18 protein-coding genes are annotated in these 18,457 nt (G+C 55.9%); 9 read left to right on the top strand and 9 right to left on the bottom strand.

Annotated elements, in window-relative coordinates; all coding sequences use genetic code 11:
- The first annotated feature begins 323 nt into the window (after positions 1–323).
- The 4 genes from EU557_RS13430 (at position 324) to EU557_RS13415 (ending at position 5,431) form a co-directional block, all read left to right on the top strand.
- Entirely contained in the window at positions 324–521 is a 198-nt protein-coding gene (locus tag EU557_RS13430) for a hypothetical protein (protein WP_135530941.1), read from the top strand.
- Between the two features lie 198 nt (positions 522–719).
- Complete coding sequence (pta, locus tag EU557_RS13425) at positions 720–2,813, top strand: phosphate acetyltransferase (RefSeq protein ID WP_135530940.1); 2,094 nt, start codon at positions 720–722, stop codon at positions 2,811–2,813.
- 127 nt (positions 2,814–2,940) lie between these two features.
- The gene (locus EU557_RS13420; protein ID WP_135530939.1) at positions 2,941–3,864 is read left to right on the top strand and encodes a DUF808 domain-containing protein; all 924 of its coding nucleotides are present in this window, start codon (positions 2,941–2,943) and stop codon (positions 3,862–3,864) included.
- A gap of 361 nt (positions 3,865–4,225) precedes the next feature.
- Positions 4,226–5,431 carry an acetate/propionate family kinase gene (locus EU557_RS13415; RefSeq protein WP_135530938.1) on the top strand — a complete coding sequence of 402 codons (1,206 nt, stop codon included), beginning with the start codon at positions 4,226–4,228 and terminating at the stop codon, positions 5,429–5,431.
- Between the two features lie 231 nt (positions 5,432–5,662).
- Here EU557_RS13415 and EU557_RS13410 read toward each other — a convergent pair whose 3' ends face one another.
- Together EU557_RS13410 and EU557_RS13405 are read right to left on the bottom strand one after the other, a co-directional pair.
- Positions 5,663–6,109 carry a hypothetical protein gene (locus tag EU557_RS13410; protein ID WP_135530937.1) on the bottom strand — a complete coding sequence of 149 codons (447 nt, stop codon included), beginning with the start codon at positions 6,107–6,109 and terminating at the stop codon, positions 5,663–5,665.
- Between the two features lie 127 nt (positions 6,110–6,236).
- Positions 6,237–6,419 (bottom strand): DUF2256 domain-containing protein, encoded by a 183-nt coding sequence (locus EU557_RS13405; RefSeq protein ID WP_135530936.1) that lies wholly within the window; start codon positions 6,417–6,419, stop codon positions 6,237–6,239.
- A gap of 112 nt (positions 6,420–6,531) precedes the next feature.
- Here EU557_RS13405 and EU557_RS13400 point away from each other — a divergent pair, with 112 nt between their 5' ends.
- Positions 6,532–7,266 (top strand): class I SAM-dependent methyltransferase, encoded by a 735-nt coding sequence (locus EU557_RS13400; RefSeq protein ID WP_135530935.1) that lies wholly within the window; start codon positions 6,532–6,534, stop codon positions 7,264–7,266.
- A 103-nt stretch (positions 7,267–7,369) separates the two neighbouring features.
- Complete coding sequence (locus tag EU557_RS13395) at positions 7,370–7,825, top strand: acyl-CoA thioesterase (protein WP_135530934.1); 456 nt, start codon at positions 7,370–7,372, stop codon at positions 7,823–7,825.
- A gap of 114 nt (positions 7,826–7,939) precedes the next feature.
- Here the strand turns inward: EU557_RS13395 and EU557_RS13390 are convergent, their stop codons facing one another.
- The 3 genes from EU557_RS13390 to EU557_RS13380 all read right to left on the bottom strand — a co-directional run bounded on the left by EU557_RS13390 (position 7,940) and on the right by EU557_RS13380 (position 12,282).
- Complete coding sequence (locus tag EU557_RS13390) at positions 7,940–8,476, bottom strand: DinB family protein (RefSeq protein ID WP_135530933.1); 537 nt, start codon at positions 8,474–8,476, stop codon at positions 7,940–7,942.
- Between the two features lie 207 nt (positions 8,477–8,683).
- Complete coding sequence (locus tag EU557_RS13385; RefSeq protein ID WP_135530932.1) at positions 8,684–9,667, bottom strand: pyruvate dehydrogenase complex E1 component subunit beta; 984 nt, start codon at positions 9,665–9,667, stop codon at positions 8,684–8,686.
- Between the two features lie 800 nt (positions 9,668–10,467).
- Positions 10,468–12,282, bottom strand: a complete 1,815-nt coding sequence (locus EU557_RS13380) for a tetratricopeptide repeat protein (RefSeq protein WP_135530931.1) — start codon at positions 12,280–12,282, stop codon at positions 10,468–10,470.
- 166 nt (positions 12,283–12,448) lie between these two features.
- Here EU557_RS13380 and EU557_RS13375 point away from each other — a divergent pair, with 166 nt between their 5' ends.
- A complete protein-coding gene (locus EU557_RS13375) occupies positions 12,449–12,667 on the top strand; it encodes a PspC domain-containing protein (RefSeq protein ID WP_135434624.1) in 219 nt (72 codons plus the stop codon).
- 85 nt (positions 12,668–12,752) lie between these two features.
- Here the strand turns inward: EU557_RS13375 and EU557_RS13370 are convergent, their stop codons facing one another.
- The 4 genes from EU557_RS13370 to EU557_RS13355 form a co-directional block, all read right to left on the bottom strand.
- Positions 12,753–13,832: a glycosyltransferase family 2 protein gene (locus tag EU557_RS13370; protein WP_135530930.1), complete on the bottom strand. Its 1,080-nt coding sequence runs from the start codon at positions 13,830–13,832 to the stop codon at positions 12,753–12,755.
- Positions 13,822–14,157, bottom strand: coding sequence for a YbaB/EbfC family nucleoid-associated protein (locus EU557_RS13365; protein WP_135530929.1), 336 nt, complete (start codon positions 14,155–14,157; stop codon positions 13,822–13,824). The genes EU557_RS13370 and EU557_RS13365 overlap by 11 nt, the downstream gene beginning before the upstream one ends.
- 227 nt (positions 14,158–14,384) lie before the next feature.
- Positions 14,385–15,440, bottom strand: coding sequence for a response regulator (locus EU557_RS13360; RefSeq protein ID WP_135530928.1), 1,056 nt, complete (start codon positions 15,438–15,440; stop codon positions 14,385–14,387).
- Positions 15,418–17,076, bottom strand: a complete 1,659-nt coding sequence (locus tag EU557_RS13355) for a sensor histidine kinase (protein ID WP_245326264.1) — start codon at positions 17,074–17,076, stop codon at positions 15,418–15,420. Before EU557_RS13355 ends, EU557_RS13360 begins: the two co-directional genes overlap by 23 nt.
- Positions 17,077–17,175: 99 nt before the next feature.
- Between EU557_RS13355 and EU557_RS13350 the strand changes: the two genes are divergently transcribed.
- Positions 17,176–17,523, top strand: a complete 348-nt coding sequence (locus EU557_RS13350; RefSeq protein WP_210116041.1) for a hypothetical protein — start codon at positions 17,176–17,178, stop codon at positions 17,521–17,523.
- An 11-nt stretch (positions 17,524–17,534) separates the two neighbouring features.
- Positions 17,535–18,428 carry a universal stress protein gene (locus EU557_RS13345; RefSeq protein ID WP_135530927.1) on the top strand — a complete coding sequence of 298 codons (894 nt, stop codon included), beginning with the start codon at positions 17,535–17,537 and terminating at the stop codon, positions 18,426–18,428.
- Positions 18,429–18,457 lie beyond the last annotated feature (29 nt).

Here is an 18,457-nt window from a genome sequence, read left to right as displayed (position 1 = left end):
TTATGCATTTTGAATTATTTTAATAAGGTAGGAGTATAAGGTTGCGGGTATGTCAATAGGGTATAAACGCGAAGCAGCGGTAATCCTAGGCTAGGTAACTTAGCTGGCAAGTGCAAAGAGTGGGGAGCAGGCACGTAGCTTAGTTGTCACAAAACGCAGTGGTTTTGTGCGCAGAGATATGCAGCTAGAGATGTAGCTTATAGGCCTAGCGTTGAGCTTGTTCAGCGTGGATTATGCTAGAAAGGCTTGTCACAAAACGACTGTGTTTTTCCTCGACACCAACGGGTAGGTTGTGCACCTTGCTGGCCTAGAAGGTCTTGCACATGGAGAACAATGCTAAATATGGCCCGGCGGCCCAAACCCCCGAGCAGCGAGCGTATGTGCTAGCTCAGATGCAGAAAGCGCACCCAGGCCTGTACAAGAAAGCAACGGCCTACGTGACTCAGCTCTATCGGCGCTACGTAGCAGGAGAGTTGAGCTGGCAGGATGTATGCAAGATGCGCGAATCGGGAGTGCAATAATTAGATAGGAGAGAGTAGCAAGGCATAGCTAGTGCGTGCCGAAAAGCTGAAGTGGCTAGCGAGAAGCTCAGAACTGTACGGTAATTTGTTATCCTGTTACCGTGATGGTGCGTAAGCAGTGCGTACCCGACGAGGCTATGCGGGAAATCCTGCTCGTGCGCCGTAGGCGCCAAGCCTCGCTAACTGCCTGCTCTCGCTATGACCAAAACCGTTTTCATTGCTTCCGCCGAGCCCTACACCGGCAAATCAATCATCGCGCTGGGGCTCGTGAATATGTTATTGGGCCAAGCCCGCAAGATTGGCTACTTCAAGCCCATCATCGACGCAGACCCCCGCGAAAAGAAGGATGCCCACATCGAGACCATTCTCAGCTACTTCAAGCTGCCCATGGCCTACGAGCAAACGTATGCCTACACTCGGCCCGAAGCGTTGCGCCTCATGGAAGCCGACGCTCAGGGCGAGCTGATTGATACCATCATTCACCAGTATAAGCAGCTGGAGGAAAGCTACGACTTTACCGTAGTGGAAGGCAGCGACTACGTGGGACCGGGAGCCGCATTTGAGTTTGACGCCAACATATCCATCGCCAAGAACCTGGGGGTGCCCGTTATCATGGTGATTTCGGGGGAGGGCAAAACAACGGCTCAGGTCATTAGCACAGCCCTCACGACCCTGCGGAGCTTTGAATCTCGGGAAGTGCCGGTGCTTCTGGTAGTAGCAAACAAGATTAAGCCGGAGCAGGTAGAGGATGTGCGCGAGCTACTGCTAGGCCAGTTGCCTCAGGGAATGATTTTGGCGGTTATTCCCGAAGATGCCAACCTGCTGCACCCCACAATGCGTGAGATTCACGCGGCTCTGGGCGGGAAGCTCCTCTTTGGTGAGCAACAACTATCTAATCAAGTAGACAACTACGTGATTGGGGCTATGCAAGTGCCCAACTTCTTGAACTACCTGAAGGATAACGTGCTGATTGTGACCCCCGGCGACCGGGGCGACATCATTATCTGTGCACTGCAGGCTAACTCCTCGGCTAGCTATCCGCGGGTGGCCGGCATTGTACTCACGGCCGGCTCGGAACCCGAAGCGCCTATTGTGCGGCTGATTGAGGGCTTGCCGGCCGTGGTGCCTATTCTGGCAGTGCCCACGGGCACCTTTGAAACCAGCACGCGGGTGGGCGCTATCAAATCCCGTATCGGCCCCGATAACCCGAAGAAGATTCAGCTGGCCATCAGTACGTTTGAGCGCTACGTAGATGTGCGGGCCCTGGAAGAGAAAATGGTGAGCTACCAGCCGGAGGGCATCACGCCGCACATGTTTCAGTATCGGCTGCTGCAATGGGCCAAGCGCAAGCGCCAACACATTGTGCTGCCCGAAGGTAACGACGACCGAATATTGCGGGCTGCGGCGCTTCTGCTCCAGCAAAACGTAGTGGACCTAACCATTCTGGGCAATCCGCAGGAGGTAGCAGCCTCGGCCAAGCGGCTGGGCATTCAGTTGCCGCCCGATCATTTGCGCGTTATTGACCCCGTGCAGTCGGAGTTTTACCCCGATTACGTGCAGACGTTCTATGAACTGCGCAAAACCAAGGGCGTAAACGAAGACATGGCCCGTGACCTGATGCGCGACGTATCGTACTTCGGGAGCATGATGGTGCAGCAAGGCCACGCCGATGGTATGGTGTCGGGGGCGGTGCACACCACTCAGCACACCATTCGGCCGGCGCTGCAGTTTATCAAAACCAAGCCGGGCGTATCGGTGGTATCCTCGGTGTTCTTTATGTGCCTGCCCGATCGAGTGGCAGTGTTTGGCGACTGTGCCGTGAACCCTAACCCTACGGCCGAGCAGCTGGCGGAAATTGCCATTTCCTCGGCGGAAAGCAGCCGAGCCTTTGGCATCGAGCCCCGCATTGCCATGCTCTCGTACTCCTCGGGTACGTCGGGGGCGGGAGCCGATGTGGAGAAGGTGCGTGAAGCAACAGAGTTTGTGCGGCAGAAGCGGCCCGATCTGAAAGTGGAGGGCCCAATTCAGTACGATGCCGCCGTAGACCCCATTGTGGGGCGTCAGAAGCTGCCGGAATCGGAAGTGGCCGGCCAGGCCAGCGTGCTCATCTTCCCCGATCTAAATACGGGCAACAACACCTACAAAGCGGTGCAGCGGGAAACTGGTGCCCTTGCCATTGGGCCAGTGCTGCAGGGCCTGAACAAACCCGTAAACGACCTAAGCCGCGGCTGCACCGTGGAGGATGTGTTTAATACGGTGGTCATTACGGCTATTCAAAGCCAGCAGGGATAAAAGCACCAGCTTGGAGGCGCAAATGAATTACTGCTGCCTCGGGTACTTTCCCTTAGCTTGCAGCCCATTCACAATAAAACAGACGATTGCCTTTCCGAAACGAAAGGAGAACTGCCAACCATCCCATATGCCTTCAGGATTTTTTGCCTTACTAGATGATATTTCCGCGTTGGTGAAAGCCAGCGCCGCCAGCTTAGACGATGTGCCTGCGCAGGTAGCCAAAACCACCGGCAAAGTGTCGGGCATCGTAATCGATGATACGGCCGTGACCCCCAAGTACGTCGTAGGCCTAGACCCCTCTCGGGAGCTGTCGATTATCTTTCAGATTGCCAAAAAGTCGCTGATTAACAAACTGCTTATCCTAACGCCGGCAGCTTTAGTGCTGGGCTATTTCGCGCCATGGGCCATTACGCCAATTTTGATGATGGGTGGGGCGTATTTGTGCTTCGAGGGCTACGAAAAGGTGCATTCTATGTTCAGCAAGCACCCCGAGGCGCAGGCTGAAAGCGAGGAAATAGAAGCAATTACTCCAGAAGAACTAGAGCAAAAACGGGTGGCGGGTGCCGTTCGCACGGACATTATTTTGTCGGCCGAAATTATGGCCATTGCCTACAGCCAAGTAACCGACCAGCCGATCGTAAACCAAATTTTGGTGATGCTGGCAGTGGCTGTTGTTATTACGGTGGGGGTGTATGGATTTGTGGGGTTGATTGTGAAGATGGACGACATTGGTGTGCACCTGGCCCAGGGTGAATACAGCGCTACCATCCAGAAATTTGGCCGTGGTATAGTAACTTTTATGCCGCACTTCTTACTAATCTTGAGTTATGTAGGTACGGCTGCCATGCTCTGGGTGGGCGCCGAAATAATTGCTCACGGCATCCCGTTCACTGCTCATTTACTGCACGAGCTGGAACAGGCTTTAGCTAACGTGCCAGCAGTAGCCTGGCTAGCTAAGGCCCTGGCCTGCGGTATCGGCGGCCTCATCCTGGGTTTCATTATTGAGAAGATTGTAGGCTTGGTAAAGAAAGCGGTGCCCAGCAATAAATAGAGTACATGCAGTGTGGTGTGAAACCAGTATAGTGGTTATTGCAGCGGGAGCACACGGCTTGAGCATAAAGTACCCAAGTACCTGCATAGCGATGTGCTGATGCTGCTAGCACGAGTAGTTTACAACTGCATTACCAGTTATAAGCTTCATTCGTTATGTGACTCGTCTGGATGCTCACTCCCAACTGGCGGCTTGTAGTGTGTTGAGCGGGAGTATGCTACCAGGCGTTTCACCGTTGCTAAAGCGCGGGCTACCACTTGACCTGTACTTTACCGCCTTAGTTTCCGTACAGCTTCTCGCAAACTTAACTTCTATCTCTTCTTTGCTTCTTCCTAAAGTAGAAGCAGGGGAGAGGCCGCCTATGAATATTTTCGTCATCAACTCCGGCAGCAGCTCGCTGAAGTACCAACTCTTCCGCCTGCCCGCCGAGCAGCCGTTGTGCAGTGGCCTAGTAGAGCGCATTGGGCTCGATAATTCTGTCATCACGCACAAAGTCTTCACTGCCGATGGGGAGCAGGTAGTGCGCCGCACGCTGGATTTGCCTGATCACCGGGCCGGGCTGCAGGAGGTGCTACAACTGCTCACCGACGCCGAAATTGGCATTTTGCGCGACCCCAATGAGGTGGAAGCTGTAGGGCACCGCGTGGTGCACGGCGGGGAGAGCTTCGCGGCTACTACCATCATTACGGCCGAAGTAAAGCGCGAAATCAAGCGGCTGTTTCCGCTGGCGCCTCTGCACAACCCCGCCAACTACCTCGGTATTGAAGTAGCCGAGCAGATCTTTCCGCGGGCTAAACAGATAGCGGTGTTTGACACGGCCTTTCACCAGACCTTGCCGGAATATGCCTTCCGCTACGCCGTACCCGAGGAGCTCTATCGGGAGCAGGGCATTCGGGTGTACGGTTTCCATGGTACCAGCCACAAGTATGTGGCTGCTCAGGCCGCGGCTTACTTAGGCCAGCCCGAGGCTCGGCTCATTACCGTGCACTTAGGCAACGGCTGTAGCATGGCCGCTGTGCGCGGGGGCGTATCCATTGACACCAGCATGGGCTTTGGCCCGCTGGCAGGGTTAGTGATGGGTACCCGTTCCGGCGACATCGATCCTTCCGTTATCTTCCACCTCATCGGCCAATTGGGCTACGATGTTGAGCAGGTAAGCAACTTGTTAAACAAGCGCAGCGGCATGCTGGGCCTAGCTGGCGACAGCGACATGCGCGACATTGGGAAAGCCCTGGAAGCCGGTGACAAGCGTGCTGCCCTGGCCTACGAACTGTACGCCTACCGCATCAAGAAATACATTGGGGCCTACGCAGCTGTACTAAACGGTATTGATGCGGTGGTGTTTACTGCCGGAGTAGGGGAGAACGATGCTCTCGTGCGGCGCTTAGCGTGCCACGAGCTAGACTTCTTGGGTATTCAACTGGATGAGGCGAAGAACAACGTGCGGGCACCTGGCCTACGAGAAATCAACCAGCCAGAGTCGCGGGTGAAAATCCTGGTAATACCCACTAATGAGGAGCTGGAAATTGCTAAGCAGTGCGCCGAGCTGCTGGATAGTGGTACCTAAGGTCACCGAAGAGACACGAACAGTAGTCTAAAAACCAGCACGTCATCCTGAAGGGGTGCGAAGGATCTTTTCACGCGGGAACGACTGGCCTAGAACAGGGTCGTGCTGATGTGAATAGGATCCTTCGCTCTCCTCAGGATGACGTGCTGATGTGGTAATGGTCGCTGATCGAAGAAGTGGCCTTGTTTCGTACGCAATAAAGTAGCACTGGCTAGGCCTATTTACTGTAGCTTAGAATACGACCCGCAACTGGTAAGATGGTGCGGTGCCGCCTTCTGTGGTCGTTTCCTGGAACGCGCCAACCCGGCTAGGGCCGTAGCCAAGGTTAACTTTAATCCATTCGTCGCGCACAGGGAGCATGTCAATAATCTCTCGGCGCAACAGGTGAATGTCGTCGTGTAGGTTCTGGAGGCGTTCCTGGTTTTCATCAGCGGCTTGGTCGTAGCTGCCGGTAGGAGGGCGCTGCTCGAAGATGCCATCGGAGCTGGGAGCCGTGCCCGAGTGGGCTGCAGCCGCCGCGGCGGGGCCACTAGTAGCATCAGGCTGTGGCGCCGGGTGCGATAAGGACGCCTGCTCGGCTACTGCCCGCTGTAATTCTTTCTCGGCATCCAGGTAGGCCTGTATTTTCTCTTCGAGAGGCTTAAGCGATGGATCGAGGTAGTTGAGGTTGCTGGCCATGCTAGGTTAGGTAGGGAGAAGTAAGGAGTTTGTACTTCTCAGAACGAAACCCAAGTGTAGAAGGATGCAGTCACGGCCCAGAGGCCAGCTTCCTCCACGGCGTAGTACTAGGCTAGAGCCAGGCTGGTTAGCTGGCTGCCAGCGGTTTGGGCTTGTTGCGCTGGCATTTCTCCCCGCAGTACTTTACCTCCGCCCAGCAGTTCCGCCACTTCTTGCGATACTCGAAGGGGCGGCCGCAGGTCAGGCAGATTTTGGTGGGCAGATTGCCTTTGGTGAGGCGCGCAGGAAGGTTGGAATGGGAGGAGGGCATGGGCAGGAAACAACAGTAGCAGGAGTGGCCTAGAGCTTACGTGAACTGAACCATACATAGCCGTCTGGGTTTTCCGGCATCCTCCCAAAGCTGCTGCCCGTATCTTTGAGCCATGTCATCATCTGCCTCTACCTCTCAAGATCCGCTCGGCCACGCCCTACTGGCCTACCAGCGCGGAAAGCAAAATGCCACCATTACCGTACACAGCAATGTGGCGGACGAGGAGCCGCTCCCAGCCGCTTACTTCTTTCGCTCGCTCTGGGAAATGCCGGAGCTAGAGCGCACGGCTCTTGGCGAATGCCGCGGTAAGGTGCTCGATTTGGGTGCCGGAGCCGGCTGCCACTCCCTGGAGCTGCAAAGTCGCGGGTTTGAGGTGAAGGCCGTGGACATTTCGCCCGGCGCCGTGCAGGTGATGCAGGAACGGGGCGTAAGCCAGGTAGCCTGCCACGATATCTACGACCACGCCCTTACTAAAGAGAAATACGATACAGTGCTGATGCTGATGAACGGCATCGGCCTAGCCGGCACCCTCGAAGGGCTGGAGCGCTTCCTGCAGCACGCCCACCAGCTGCTGGCTCCCGGTGGGCAAATTATGGCTACCTCCTCCGATATCAGCTACCTGTACGAGGATGAAGATGGTGCCCTTGTATTTGACCTCAACGGGCCTTATTACGGTGAAGTAGAATACACTATGCAGTACGAAGAGGAAGCCGGCGCCACCTTCCACTGGATTTTTGCCGACCCCAGCCTGCTGCAAGACTGCGCCGAAGCCGCTGGCTATCAAGTTGAATTCCTTGACGAAGACGACCAACAGCAGTACTTGGTGCGCCTCACCCTCAAAGGTTAGCTAGGCCAGTAGGAAACGCTACCACAGCTAATGGCCCTGGCCTACACAATGTCTGCCGCTAGCCCCTTTACAGTTCCCCTCATCTCGACCTTACTTTTTCCGAATGTCTACTCCTTACGAAAAAACCTATACCGTTCGGTGGGCGGATATGGACCCCAACGGCCACATGCGCCACTCGGCTTACACCGACTATGCTGCCCAGCTCCGCATTGAGTATCTGGCCTCTGAAGGCTTCTCGTTGCAGCGCTTCGCTCAATTGGGCATTGGCCCCATCTTGTTCCGCGAAGACACCCGCTTCCTGAAGGAAATGCACATTAGTGAGCCCTTGCGCGTGAATGGAGAGTTGGCGGGCCTGAGCGAGGATGGCTCCCGCTGGCGCATTGTGCATACGCTGTTTAAAGCCGATGGCCGCCCTTCTGCCACCGTAACCGTAGACGGCGCCTGGCTTGACCTGCGCGCTCGTAAGCTCATGGTACCGCCCGCCGAAATCACGGCCATTATGCGCAACCTGCCCCGCCACGAAAGCTACGCCGACATTGTGCGAGAGCCGAAGCAGTAGTGCTAGGCCACCCTTGGGGAATTACTTGCGCTATATATACTGAAACGCCGCCCCTTCACCAGAAGTCTTATTTCTGGTGAAAGGGCGGCGTTTGGCTGAGTAAACCGAGCAGGGCTAGCTTACCGCTTTCTTGATGCGCTCAATCTGCTGCTGGTGGTGCAAAATGTGGTCGAGCATGAAATCCAGCGTTTGCTGAATAGTGAGCATGCCCGAGCGCGGGTGCTTGAAAATGGCGTGGTTCACCAGCTTACCCGGAAATTCATTGAGCAGGCGCTCCATACGTCGGCGTACTGCTTCCCACTCCGCTCGTAAATCCGACAGTGGCGGCGCAGTGGCGGGCATAAGTTTATCCAAAAACGAAGGAGCCCTGAAGCGGGTGAAAGGCAGGCGCAACGCCAAACGCAGCAGCTTTGACTTTAGAAAAGTCCCGATGCCGGCTCTTTGGTGGCCTTCTTCTTGCAGCAGCTTCTTCTCCAGATACTGCCCAATGGCCGTTTCAGATATCACCAAGTGCTGCACTACCTGCGCCGCCGACCACTGCTTTTCCCCCGGCGCCTGATAGGCCTTTTCGCCTAACTCGGCCACAGAGTTCAACATGCGGGTGGTAGCCTGTTCAAGCTGCTCAAAACGAATATGTAGCCGATTATTCATGGGGAGAAACAGTGGGTGGGGAGAAGAGCTGCTGGCTAAAAGGTACGCAAAATTCAAGCTACGGTGGAGCTTGTGAGTGCCAGCCCCGGCCGGGCTAGGCCACTAAGTTTGCAGCTATAACTGGGCCAAAAACAAACAGACCAGCCACCCGGAGGTAACTGGTCTGTTGGGGATATTGAGCAACAAGGAGTTGCTGACTGAAACGAACTACTTGTTTACGTACAGCACTTCCTTCACGGCCTTCACGGTGCGCTCTACGTTTGGCAGGGCAGCATCGATAAGGGTAGGAGCGTAGGGCAGGGGCACGTCCATATTGGTGATGCGCAGCACGGGAGCATCGAGGTAGTCGAAGGCGCGGCGCTGTACCATGTACGACAGCTCCGAGCTGATGCTGGCCAGCGGCCAAGCCTCTTCTACTACCACCATGCGGTTGGTCTTCTTCACCGACTCAATGAGGGTATCGTAGTCTATGGGGCGAACTGAGCGCAGGTCGATAACCTCGGCGCTGATGCCTTCTTTAGCCAGCTCATCGGCAGCACCCAGAGCTACTTTCATCATTTTGCCAAAGCTCACAATGGTCACGTTCTCGCCGGGGCGTACCACGTTGGCTTTGCCAATCGGAATGAGGTACTCTTCCTCGGGAACCTCGCCCTTGTCGCCATACATCAGCTCCGACTCCATGAAGATAACTGGGTCAGCATCACGGATGGCGCTCTTCAGCAGGCCTTTGGCGTCGTAGGGAGTAGAAGGAACTACTACTTTCAGACCGGGCGTGTTGGCGTACCAGTTTTCAAAGTTCTGGGAGTGCTGCGACGACAGCATGCCGGCGTTGCCGGTAGGGCCACGGAATACGATAGGGCAGGAGTACTGCCCACCCGACATAGAATAGATTTTGGCGGCGGAGTTAATCACCTGGTCAATAGCCACCAACGAGAAGTTGAAGGTCATAAACTCGATGATGGGCAGCAGGCCATTGGCGGCCGCACCAACGCCGATACCGGCGAAACCCAGCTCGGCAATCGGCGTGTCAATCACGCGCTCCGGGCCGAATTCGTCGAGCATGCCCTGGCTCACTTTGTAGGCGCCGTTATACTCGGCTACTTCTTCACCCATCAGAAATACGCGCGGATCGCGGCGCATTTCTTCAGACATGGCTTCACGCAGGGCTTCCCGGAATTGGATGGTCCGCATAATCGTAAGGAAAGACGAAAAGAACTGTTCAGAATCAAAAAGCCGGAGGCTATCCGGCGCGTAAAGCTACAACGAGTAGCCGGGAAGGGCAAACGGTGAAGGACCATTGTATTGTTGGACTCACTCGAATGCTATAAAAGTGGCAGTGCGTGAACAGAGTTTGATTCCAGATTCACTCTGAAATACAAATTTTAGGTCATCTGTCTCACTTCTACCTTTTATATCATAGACATTATCAAAATCGTCGCGTTCTGTTTGCGGTACAAAAGACAAGTCTCGTAAACAAGTATCCTCACTAAATGGATATGCCGGGTCGCGTGGAATCATCTGCAAGTAAGTTACTTGGTTAAATATGAGCTTGAAGCCTGAAATTGGAGTAGATCGAGCCCAACTCTCATTTGAGCGTTGCCATATTAGAGTAACAGACTGGTTTAGAGTATGATATTGTAATTCGGTAAAGTCGAAGCAATTGTGCAGGTCTAAATAAATTCCAGCCCACTCAATGGATATATTATCGTAGCCAAACTCAAAATTTTCGAGTCTCATTTCAAGAGTAACTTGTCAGTAATCCTGATTAAACATTAAAACAGAATAGCCCAAAAAGAAAGAAAAGGAGAGCATAGATTACCCTGAATGTTCCAACATTATGTGGAGTTTTAGACTGTTTCAGATAAGGCCAGATGCTAACCCCCGCAATCAGAAAAGCGCATAGGCCTACGCCTCTCATCATATAATCAAGAGAGGCAGTTTCATTTAACAGGAGAGTGAGCATATACGATGCTTGAGCTTATCAATCGAGGCTACCGCAACGCCTCCAAAAACGCTTTCCCTTTCGCGAAATCGCGGAACTCCAGGTCCTCTACGGCGCGGTTGGCGTAGGTACGGTCGAGGGCGACGGCGCGGCGCAGGTGCATAGCCATAGCGGGCTCGTTTTGTTGACGGGCGGCTACCACGGCCAAGCAGTAGGCCAGGAGTGGGTCGTCGGGGCGAAGGGCTATAGCCTCCTGGTAGATGTTAGCGGCGCCCTGGTAATTACCTTTTAGCACGTAAATCAGGGCACGGTTCATAATGTTCTGGTAGCTCTTGCCGCTGTAGCTGAGGCTGCGCAGAGCATCGTCGAGCTGACCTATTTCAATTTCCAGGGCAGCCTTGTCGGCAAACGCTTTATTCAGCATAGGCCTAGCGCCGCCTAGCTTGATAGCATAATCGTAGTTCTGCAGGGCTTCCAGCTTGTCGCCGGCACGGTGGTAGGCAGTGGCTACATGGTAGAACGACTCGGCCGTAGGGTTGCGGTGGGCGGCCAGCGTGAAGTTTACAGCCGCTCGGCGCAGGTACGCCTTCTGCACTTTGGGGTTTACCTCCTTTTCAGAGCGCAGCAGCAATACCACGGCCAGGTTATGGTAGGCCTGCCAGAGGCCAGTGGTGGCTACTGAGGTTTCATAAATGCGCTGCTTTTCCGCCAGCAGTGGGGTAAGCGTAGCGGAATAGCGCAGCTCTTCGGGTGTGAGAGCATCGGCTTCCGTCTGCTTTTCTACAATCTTCTTCGACAGCACATAAATCTCCGAGTCGTAGCGCTTGGGGGCAGTGTAGCGCACGGCCACGGTGCCAAAGCGCATGACGGGGTAGATGTACTGCTCCAGGTAATCATAGAACGACAGTGCGTGCAGGCTCTTCTCCTTAGTAGCGTAGCTGCCGGGCGTGTCGTTGATGAGCAGCAGCACCGAATCTACCTGAGCCGGCCGTAGCGCCGACTCCTGCACTTTGTTTAGGAACAGGTCCCAACGGCGGTGGTAGGCCTCGGTTTCAAAGTCGATCTGGCTGACTTTGTTGAGGTAGGAGTCGGTATCAACCTGCTTCTTGTAGTACTTCAGCAATACCTGCACCCGCTTATCGGCTAGGCGGGGGTCGTGGCGGTCGAGGGAGTCGGGAGAGTGCCCCGTTACAATCATTACCTTCTCTGTGCGCTGGTTAGCTTCAATGAAGTCTTCGAGGGCAGCTACATTGGTGCCCAAATAGTTACGGATTTCAGCTTTGCCGGCATCAAAGAAGAACGGTAGCACACGGGTGCCGCTCATATTGTTGCTCACCGACTCGGGCAGCAGGTTCAGGGCCGTATCCTGGCGCACTACCAGGCGGCTGGTGGTCACGATGCCGCGAGCCAGTTTGATTTCCTTGCCCTTCACGCGCTTGTCGCTAGGCTTCAGCTCGTGCACATCGGGCAGGACTACTAGCTCGCCGGGGCTTTTGCGTGGTGAGTAGGGAAAGGCAAATTGCTTGCGGATGAGTAGCTTATCCTTCTGCTCTTCATCGTACACGTACTCGCCCGACATAAACGTCATGCGGCCAACGGTGTCTTCTCGCAAGCCATTCTCGTAGCGGTAGCTGAGGCCTAGGTTGTAGGCCACGCCTTTTTTCAAGTGCTTGGCCGGTACCTTGGCTGTCACCTCAAACAGCACATTTTCGCCGTTGCTCTCGAGTACGGCTGGCTCAACGGTGATCTGCTGACCAGACTGAGCTGATTTCATCACCTTAGAAAGGGGCGAGCAAGCGGGCAGAAACCCCACTGAACCAGCTAAAACGACCAACGAAAACAGGCGGGGCAACGTATTTTGCATAAGCAACAGGAGCGGGGTGGGGCGGAAATTCAGACAACAAACGTAAAACTGCCTGTCACAGACGTATCTTGCCGAGCCATTTTACCGTAAGTACTTGACACACTCTACGAATTAGTATATTTTGGTCATAGGTTAGCCACCGGGGGCAGCTTCTACTTCAGCAGATATGAAACGACTAACCGACTTTATTGAAAAGCAGAGCTTCGGCGTCTGCAACGCCGTGGGCAACCGGTTGGGCTTCTCCTCCAGCAGCGTGCGGCTGTCTTTCGTGTACGCCTCTTTCTTTACCTTCGGCTCGCCCATTGTGCTGTACTTTGCTTTGGCCTTCTGGATGAATGTCCGGCGGGCCATGCGTCAACAGCGTAGCACTGTCTGGGACCTGTAGTCGTTTCTGCTTCGAGTTACGAACTTTTTGAAAAGCCCACGCTGCCCTTGTCAGCGCGGGCTTTTTTATGGCTAGACGAACTGGCCTACGAGAGTAGTTCCGGCTCTAAGTCTGAGAACTGCTTTTTGCCTTTACCGAAATAAGCCCGTACTAAACTGCCGCGGTATACTCCTGCTCGCTCAGTTATGCGCCGCAGGGGCGGAAACTTTTCCCGGCGTTGGCGCCAGTAGGGCAGCTGCCGCAGAAAATGCCAGTGGGCCCGAACAATAGCCCGAAAGTCGGCAACGCTGCCTTGGGTGAGCAGGCGAACAGCAGCCACCCAGTCCAGCAGAAGGCGCGTGCTTAGGGTGCCAACCAACTCCTGGGCGTGGGTATTCATGTACACCAAGGCTAATCCGTTGCGAAAGTTTAAGTAGGTTTTGCGCGGGTTTGATTTGTGTAGCGTGCCTCCGCCCACGTGGTACACCACACTGCCCCCGTGGTACCATACCTCAAAGCCGGCGTTTTGCAAGCGCCAACAGAGGTCAATTTCCTCCATGTGCGCGAAGAACCGAGGCTCTAGGCCACCTAGTTGGTGCCAAGCCGTGGCCCGCACCAGCATACAGGCGCCGGTGGCCCAGGCTACTGGCCTAGCATCGTTGTATTGGCCGTGGTCGGTTTCCAGAGTTTCAAAGAGTCGGCCGCGGCAGAAGGGGTACCCTAGGCGGTCAAGGTAGCCACCGCCGGCACCGGCATACTCCAGGAGCTGCCGCTGGGCAGCATCTGCACTATACTGCCGGACTTTAGGTTGGCAGGCGGCAATTTGGGAGTGTTGTTCTAATAGCTCGCGCTGGGGTAACAGCCAGCCGGGTGTTACCTCCACGTCAGAGTTCAGCAGCACGTAGTATTGGAACCCGGAAGCAAGCTGTTGTAGTCCAACATTGTATCCCTCGCAAAAACCCAAATTGTGCGAATGTTGCAGAAGCTGCACTGCGGGAAATTCCCGTTGCAACAGGCCTACGGAGCCGTCGGTGGAGGCATTGTCAATGACTATCACTTGGGCTCCATCGGAGTAGGCCAGTACCGATGGCAGGAAGCGGCGCAGGAAATCCTGGCCGTTCCAGTTTAGTATGACTACTGCTACATCGGCGCAGGCGCCGGAGGCTAGGCCACTGCTAGAGGCCAAAACCGCCGAGGTCGAGACCAGGAATGTTAGGAATGAGGCCCGACGTCTTGTTCTTCATTTCTTCCTTGGCCTTCTCACCAGCCTCTTCCATTACCTTATTCACGGCCGCTACCACCAAATCAGCCAGCATGTCGCGGTCCTGAGGCTGGAGCAGGGTTTCATCAATTTCCAGCTTCAGCAGGCGGCGCTGCCCGTTGGCTGTAGCCTTCACCAGGCCACCGCCCGATTCAGCCGTGGCAGTAATATGTTGCAGTTCGTCTTGGGCTTGCTTCATCTTGTCCTGAAGCTCTTTCATTTTGCCCATCATGCCCATTATATCAAACATCAGAGTCGTAGTTAGTAAATCCAGCCTGAGACTGGAAAGTGAAGGAAAAAGAAACGCTTAATTAGGGCAGGATAGGCTAGGGCAGCAGCCATACGCTACTCAGCTACTATCCTAACGAGGATGGCCAGCAGCAATTACTGCCTTGTGCCACCCGCTTACGTTTCGTCGGCAATTTACGGCAAACACAGGCACGAGGGCTACCTAGTTCCGGAGTGGCACTAGCTTAGCTACCAATTAGGCTGGCGCAGTTTGGCGGGCTGCAGAATCCGAATGCCTTTGCTGGTTAGCTCCACTAGGCCATCCTGCTTGAACTCACTGAGCGTGCGGATCAACGACTCCGGGGCCGTGCCTACCACGGAGGCCATGTCGTCGCGGGAAAGCTGAATCCAGGAATCGGGGGTGGCGCCGGCTTCTTCGTGCATGCGCAGCAGCGTATCGGCCACCCGCCGCCGCAATGAGTTGTAGGCCATGCCTAGCAACTGCTGCTCCCGGTCGCTGACCTTGCCCGCCAAGAGCCGGATAAACTGCTGGCCTACGGCGGGGTTGCGGTGCAGAAGCTGGGTGAAGTCTTCCCGCGGAATGTAGAGCACGGTGGCGTCGTCGAGGACTACGGCGGTGTCGTCGTGGGTGGTTTGCTGAAGCAAGGGGAGGTAGCCCAGGAACTCGCCGGGGCCGTACACGCCCGTAATCAGCTCCTTACCCGCGGCCGTGCGGCGCACCGTTTTCACCCGGCCAGCCTGTAAGAAGTACAGCCGGGTAGGCTCGTCGCCCTCCACGTACACCTCCTGCTTTTTGCGCAGCACATGGGGGCGGCGGTCCAGGGTAAGGTCGGTGAGGTTGCCTACGGCGGAGGCATCCTCCAGAAACTCGCCTAGGCCACCCGGGTGCTGCAGGTCATAATCGGGCTTGAGGTGGCGAAAACGGTTTAGGCGGCCCCGAATGGCGCTCAGCAGCTCAGCCTCATCGAAGGGCTTAGTTAGGTAGTCATCGGCGCCTAACTCCATGCCGCGGCGCATATCCGTGCGCTCGGTTTTAGCCGTCAGGAAGATAAATGGCACCCCCGCCAGCTGCTCATTCTGGTTGAAGATCTGCAGCACGCCGTACCCATCCAGTACGGGCATCATTATGTCGCACACAACCAGGTCGGGCTTGGTTCCCAGGGCCAATTCTACGCCAATCTTGCCATTTTCAGCCGTCAGAACGGTGTAGCCGGAGAGTTCTAAAATCTCGGCCGTGTTTTCCCGAATCAGCTCGTTGTCTTCAATCAGCAGAATGGTTTTCATAGGGTATGGTGAGGGTAACGGTGGTGCCCACGTTTAGCTCGCTCCGCAAGTCAACGGTGCCGCCCATCAGCTCCAGGTATTTGCCAATGATGTAGAGGCCTAGGCCAGTACCGGGCACGTTCGTGACGTTGCGGGCGCGGAAAAAGCGCTCGAATAGATGTTCTTGGTCTTCGGCAGAAATGCCCACGCCCTGGTCTTGCACCCGCAGCATGAGCTGGTTGGGCTGGCAGGTAGCCTGCACCGAGACCACCGAGTTTTCGCCGGAGTATTTAATGCCGTTGGAGAGTAGGTTAACCAACACCTTGCGCAGCAGGGAGGGGTCGAGGTAAACGGGCGTGGGGCAGGCTACTTGTGGTTCTATGATCTGGCCGGCCTTCAGCAGGCCTTGCACGTCGGATATTGTTTCGTTGAGCAGCTCGGCTACATCAAACTCCATCGGCCGGGCTTCTACCTTGCCCTCCTCAATGCGGCCCACCGACAGGAACTCCTCCAGAATATCGTTCAGGTGATTCACCGAGGCCCGGATGCGCTGCAGGTGCTTTAGGCGCTTGTCTTGCTGATCAGTGCCGGGGTATTTCTCAATGAGGGCAGTGGAGGTGAGCACGGCCGTGAGCGGAGTCCGGAACTCATGAGAAGCCATGGACACGAAGCGTGACTTTAGCTCGCCCAGCTCCTGCTCGGCGGCTAAGGCCTGGCCTAGCTCCTGCGTGCGCTTTTCTAGTTGGGCCAGGGTGCTCATCAGGGCGTGCGTGCGGTCGGTTACTTTCTGCTCCAGCTCCGCATTCAGGCGCTCTACGCGCTGGCGCTGGTCAATCAGCTCCCGTTCGGTTTCCTTTTTGAAGGTGATGTCGATGATGTAGGCCACCACAAACAGCTCTTCCTCCTGGTGAAAATAGCTGAGGCTGATTTCTACCGGAAACACTGAACCATCGCGGCGGCGCGCCTGCAGGTCGCGGTTGTGGCCCATAGCTCGCACCTGAGGGTCGGCGTTGAACGAGGCCCGCAACTTCTCATGCCGGTGGCTGATGCTGCTGGGCACGAGCACTTCAATGCGCTGGCCTACCAGCGTGTTGGTGGGATAGTCGAACAGCTGCTGAGCCTTCTGATTGGCCAGCACAATATCGCCCTGCTGGTTGCACACAATTATACCAATAGTGGCGTGCGCAAATACCGCCTCGAAACGGCCTACGCTCTGGGTCAGGCTGCGCTCCGCGGCGTGCAGGCGGTTGGTATCAGTAAGGCGGACCAGGAAGTAGGGTTTATCGCGGAGGGTGACGCGAGTCAGCTCCATGCTGGCCCAGAATGTTTCGCCGGACTGGCGCCGCAGATTTGCTTCCTGCTCCGTGTGGCCCACCGTCAGTACCCGCTCGCGCAGCTCAGCCCATTCTTCCGGGGTGAGCTGCTGAGAGCGAATGGTACGGATTGGGTCGTCGTAGAGGGCCTGGGCTGAGGGATAGCCCAGCAACTGATAGCCAGCCGGGTTTACGTGCACAAACCAGCCCAGCTCCAGGTCATAGAGGCCTACAAAATCCTTGGCCTGCTCAAACAGAATATCGGTCAGGGCTTGATGAGAGAAGTTCGCTAGCATAGCAGTCAGGCCCCAAAGAGAAGGCAATAGGGCAACTTCTGCAAACATACGCAGATGATCAAAGTCAGTCGGTGCCCTGACAACCATCATGTAGCCGGGGGAGAGGGGCGCGTACTTTTGAAGCAGGATTTACCTTTTTCCACCTCTATGTCTGTTATCCGGCCTCTCGATACAGAAGAAACGCGCGAAGCAGCGGTGCTGCTGGTGTTGCTGCCCCAGCTGGCGCATGACGCCGCGCTGGCGGTTCCTGCCGTGTCGGCAGCAGATCTGGCGGCCCTGCAGCGCCAACTGGGTTCCGGTGTGCAGGTGCTTACAGTTGATCAGGCAGCCAACCCGGCCGTGGTGCGCAGTTTTGCCCCCTTGCACTTACCGGCCTGCGTGCTCGTGTACCAGGGTGTAGAGCTTTGGCGGCAGGAGGGCTTGCCTAGTGCGGAGGACGTGATGCCGCTGGTGTTGGCGCAGAAAGCCTTAGCTAGTCAGCAAGTTGTCAGATAAATACTTGTTATATGATGTCCTCCAACCACCCCTCTGGCACTCCGGCTGCGCAAAGCCCAGCGGCCCCAACGCAGAGCACGTTGTTCAAAAGCAGCTCCCTGCTCATCCTAACTGATTTCTTTCAGGCCTCAAATCGGGCCCTTGACTACGCTACTAATTTGGCTGAGCCGCTAGCCGCTCGGCTAGTCCTGCTGCACGTGCGCCGCGATTCTCCCCTCGACCCGGAGATGTTCACGGGGGAGCTGTCCAACTTAAGCCACGAAGCCATTGCCGTAGCCCTCCGAAGTGTGGCGCGGCAGCTGACGGTACCCATAGTGGCAGAGGTAGGGCACGGACGAGTGGCCTACGCCGTAGCCGATGCCGTGAGTCGTCATCACCCCAGCCTCATTGTGCTGGGTCGGCCAGATTACTCCGCCACCCCCGATGAGCTGGTGCAAACTACTTCCCTCGATATTTTGCGGGTAGCGCCTTACCCCATGCTGGTGGTGCCGCACGCCATCCAAACCCTGGCTCCGCCGCGGCGCGTGCTGCTGGCCGTAGATGGTGAGCCTTTCACGTTGGGGCCCTATGCCGGTTCCGTACGCCACCTCTTACATAGCCTGGGCACCGCGGTGACAGTGCTGCACGTAACAACGGAAGGCAGCGCTGCCACTATGCCACAGGTCTTGGAAACGGTGCTGCAGACTGGCCTAGCGGTTGATTTACCCGAAGTAGAACCCCGTACAATTAGGCATACAAATGCCGCCGAAGGTATTCTGGAAGTAGCTAAGCCCGCCGACTACGACATGGTAGCAGTAGTGGCGCGCCCCCGTAGTTTCCTAGGCCACCTGTTTCACCGCAGCGTAACGGCCCAGGTGCTGCTGCACAGCGAGATTCCCGTGTTGGTGTTACCAGCCTCTAACTAGCCCATTAGTGCGGGGCTAGCTGCTGGACT

The sequence above is a fragment of the Hymenobacter wooponensis genome, from assembly GCF_004745865.1.
GTDB classification, from domain to species: Bacteria; Bacteroidota; Bacteroidia; order Cytophagales; family Hymenobacteraceae; genus Hymenobacter; species Hymenobacter wooponensis.
Note: the sequence above shows the minus strand (reverse complement) of the source record. Positions and strands in the feature narration are given on the sequence as shown.

Excerpts from the sequence above, each read along its gene's own strand:
- EU557_RS13430 (WP_135530941.1), top strand. The coding sequence starts at position 324 with ATGGAGAACAATGCTAAATATGGCCCGGCGGCCCAAACCCCCGAGCAG.
- pta (WP_135530940.1), top strand. The coding sequence starts at position 720 with ATGACCAAAACCGTTTTCATTGCTTCCGCCGAGCCCTACACCGGCAAA.
- EU557_RS13420 (WP_135530939.1), top strand. The coding sequence starts at position 2,941 with ATGCCTTCAGGATTTTTTGCCTTACTAGATGATATTTCCGCGTTGGTG.
- EU557_RS13415 (WP_135530938.1), top strand. The coding sequence starts at position 4,226 with ATGAATATTTTCGTCATCAACTCCGGCAGCAGCTCGCTGAAGTACCAA.
- EU557_RS13410 (WP_135530937.1), bottom strand. The coding sequence starts at position 6,109 with ATGGCCAGCAACCTCAACTACCTCGATCCATCGCTTAAGCCTCTCGAA.
- EU557_RS13405 (WP_135530936.1), bottom strand. The coding sequence starts at position 6,419 with ATGCCCTCCTCCCATTCCAACCTTCCTGCGCGCCTCACCAAAGGCAAT.
- EU557_RS13400 (WP_135530935.1), top strand. The coding sequence starts at position 6,532 with ATGTCATCATCTGCCTCTACCTCTCAAGATCCGCTCGGCCACGCCCTA.
- EU557_RS13395 (WP_135530934.1), top strand. The coding sequence starts at position 7,370 with ATGTCTACTCCTTACGAAAAAACCTATACCGTTCGGTGGGCGGATATG.
- EU557_RS13390 (WP_135530933.1), bottom strand. The coding sequence starts at position 8,476 with ATGAATAATCGGCTACATATTCGTTTTGAGCAGCTTGAACAGGCTACC.
- EU557_RS13385 (WP_135530932.1), bottom strand. The coding sequence starts at position 9,667 with ATGCGGACCATCCAATTCCGGGAAGCCCTGCGTGAAGCCATGTCTGAA.
- EU557_RS13380 (WP_135530931.1), bottom strand. The coding sequence starts at position 12,282 with ATGCAAAATACGTTGCCCCGCCTGTTTTCGTTGGTCGTTTTAGCTGGT.
- EU557_RS13375 (WP_135434624.1), top strand. The coding sequence starts at position 12,449 with ATGAAACGACTAACCGACTTTATTGAAAAGCAGAGCTTCGGCGTCTGC.
- EU557_RS13365 (WP_135530929.1), bottom strand. The coding sequence starts at position 14,157 with ATGTTTGATATAATGGGCATGATGGGCAAAATGAAAGAGCTTCAGGAC.
- EU557_RS13360 (WP_135530928.1), bottom strand. The coding sequence starts at position 15,440 with ATGAAAACCATTCTGCTGATTGAAGACAACGAGCTGATTCGGGAAAAC.
- EU557_RS13355 (WP_245326264.1), bottom strand. The coding sequence starts at position 17,076 with ATGTTTGCAGAAGTTGCCCTATTGCCTTCTCTTTGGGGCCTGACTGCT.
- EU557_RS13350 (WP_210116041.1), top strand. The coding sequence starts at position 17,176 with ATGTCTGTTATCCGGCCTCTCGATACAGAAGAAACGCGCGAAGCAGCG.
- EU557_RS13345 (WP_135530927.1), top strand. The coding sequence starts at position 17,535 with ATGATGTCCTCCAACCACCCCTCTGGCACTCCGGCTGCGCAAAGCCCA.